Genomic DNA, 2,745 nt, shown 5'->3' with positions numbered 1-2,745 from the left:
GCTGCTACCGCGCCACCGCTGCTCATACCGCAAAAAACAGCTTCTTCTTTTGCCAGTCGTTTGGTCATGATCCTCGCTTCCGCTTCGGAAATATCCATGATGCTGTCTATTCTGGGTCTTTCAAATATTTTAGGAAGATATGCCTCCGGCCACTTGCGGATGCCCGGAATTCTGGAACCATCCGTCGGCTGGCAACCTACGATCTGTATCGCCGGATTTTGTTCCTTTAAATAACGCGATACCCCCATAATGGTACCGGTAGTACCCATGGCACTCACAAAATGAGTCACCTGTCCGTTGGTATCTTTCCATATTTCAGGACCGGTAGTTTTATAGTGCATGCCGTAATTGTCCGGGTTGGCAAACTGGTTCAGCATGAAATAACCACCCTTCGCTACTTTGTCGTTGGCATAGTCAATAGAGCCTTCCATCGATAACTCCTTCGGCGTCAGCGTTACTTTGGCGCCATATACTTCCATGGTGAGCACGCGCTCCCGCGTAGCATCCGAAGGCATTACCAGCTCAATCTCCAGTCCAAACAAACTGGCAATCATCGCTAATGCAATACCGGTATTACCACTGGTAGCTTCAATCAGTTTCATGCCCGGCTTAATATCGCCCCTGTCCAAAGCCCCCTTAATCATACCATAGGCCGCCCTGTCTTTCACACTGCCAGCAGGGTTATTGCCTTCCAGTTTGGCGTATATTTTTACTGCCGGATTAACCGAAATCTTTTTTAATTCTACCATCGGCGTATTACCGATAAGATCTATGATGGATGCCATTGTCTTTAATCCTGATTTGTATCTGAAAATTTATGTTCTGCTTTGTAATAGATCCGCGAAAATGGATCTACACTTTTAATCAGCCACACATTACCTCCAATCACACTGTGGTGGCCTATTACGGTATCTCCACCCAGTATAGTGGCGCCGGCATAAATCACTACATGCTCTTCAATAGTTGGATGCCTTTTGCTGCGCGCCATGCTTTTCTCTATGCTCAGTGCTCCCAGGGTAACTCCCTGGTACAGCTTTACATGCGGCCCTATGACGGTTGTTTCCCCGATCACAATGCCAGTGCCATGATCGATGCAACACCAGGGCGCAATTACCGCTCCCGGATGAATATCCACCCCGGTACGGGAATGTGCCAGCTCCGTAATCATACGCGGCAACACCGGTATTTTCAGGTTGTACAAGGCATGCGCAATGCGATAAAATGCAATGGCATAAAAGCCCGGATACGCCCGGATGACTTCATATATACAGGACGCAGCCGGGTCGCCCTGGTAAATGGCGCCTGCATCTTTGGTCAGTTCATCATAAATAACAGGCACCTGACTCATAAAGGCACCACTTAAAGCAGCTGCATCTGTGGGCAACTGATGCACCATAGACTGTAATAACTGCTGTAACTGCGCTTCCAGCTGATGGCTGTATTGCTCCAATGCCACCGGGTCAGCGATTACCTGCCCCGTATGCTCCGGAAACAGCCAGTTTACCAGATTGCTGACGAAATCATCTACTGCACCGGTAGCCGGATAGGCATTCGCCGCTGCCAGTTGGTGCCGCCGCTTCAACTCTTCCAAAAAATCATTCATATGCGGATGGATATTACAGGTATTGGCACTTGATTTTATATATGTTGAAATTACGCATAAATCCTGTAAAGGTAGTAGACTGTTTGCGGAATTTCAAGACCCGGTGCTTATTAGCTTTTGCGCATGAGCAAAATGCCGTGAAAATGAGCCATATTAGCACTGTCATAACGAAGTTGAGCAATCATACTGCATCCCGCCAACAGCGCTCATGTTCAACCGCTACCTAACCGCTAAAGACTAACAGCTAACAGCTAATAGCTAACAGCTAACCCATAAGGCACGATCGCAATTGTTTCCGACATGTTAAATGATATTAGATATACTGCAATTTTAACTGATTAATCTTTATTTTTGCCCGTTGTATAAATGGCAGCTATTGCTGGTAATACAAAATCAAACTCGATTATGGCGAACATTCTAATAATAGACGACGAAAAAAGTATTCGTAAAACACTCACGGAAATTTTAAGTTATGAAGGGTATAAGGTAGACGAGGCCGCCGACGGCATGGAAGGATTTAAAATGTTCCAGGCAAAGCCATATGATGCCGTTTTGTGCGACATCAAAATGCCTAAAATGGATGGACTGGAATTTCTCGAGAAAGCACGCGAAGTGAATGGGGATATTCCGATTATCATGGTGTCTGGCCACGGCAATATCGATACGGCTGTAGATGCCGTGAAAAAAGGCGCCTACGACTATATTTCCAAACCACCGGACCTGAACCGCCTGCTCATTACCCTGCGTAATGCCATGGATAAAACTACCCTGGTCACCGAAACTAAAACCCTGCGTCGCAAGGTGAATAAGGTGCCGGAAATGATAGGACAGTCAAGCCCCTTGCTGAAAATCAGGGAAACAATAGAAAAAGTAGCCCCTACCGACGCCCGCGTGCTGATCACCGGCGAAAACGGAGTAGGTAAGGAGCTGGTAGCCCGCTGGTTGCATGAACGCAGCCACCGCGCCGCCGGTCCTATGGTGGAAGTAAACTGCGCCGCCATTCCCAGTGAACTGATAGAAAGTGAATTGTTCGGGCACGAAAAAGGTTCCTTTACCTCCGCAGTGAAACAACGCATCGGTAAATTTGAACAGGCCAGTGGTGGCACCCTTTTCCTCGATGAAATCGGGGATATGAGTCTCAG

The 2,745-nt window shown here is 47.4% G+C and carries 3 protein-coding genes; 1 reads left to right on the top strand and 2 read right to left on the bottom strand.

Annotation, left to right across the window (positions count from 1 at the left end):
* The coding region (cysM, locus tag VIP81_RS18480; RefSeq protein ID WP_331964286.1) for a cysteine synthase CysM at positions 1 to 785 on the bottom strand (785 nt) is incomplete at its 3' end.
* A 5-nt stretch (positions 786 to 790) separates the two neighbouring features.
* A complete protein-coding gene (locus tag VIP81_RS18475) occupies positions 791 to 1,603 on the bottom strand; it encodes a serine O-acetyltransferase (protein WP_331964283.1) in 813 nt (270 codons plus the stop codon).
* Between the two features lie 405 nt (positions 1,604 to 2,008).
* On the opposite strand from VIP81_RS18475, the gene VIP81_RS18470 reads away from it, so the two are divergent.
* Positions 2,009 to 2,745 (top strand): sigma-54 dependent transcriptional regulator (locus VIP81_RS18470; RefSeq protein ID WP_331964280.1); only part of this gene is annotated, 737 nt, incomplete at its 3' end.

This window comes from Chitinophaga sp. (genome assembly GCF_036566945.1).
Lineage (GTDB): Bacteria > Bacteroidota > Bacteroidia > Chitinophagales > Chitinophagaceae > Chitinophaga.
This window is presented reverse-complemented; position numbering and strand designations above follow the sequence as displayed.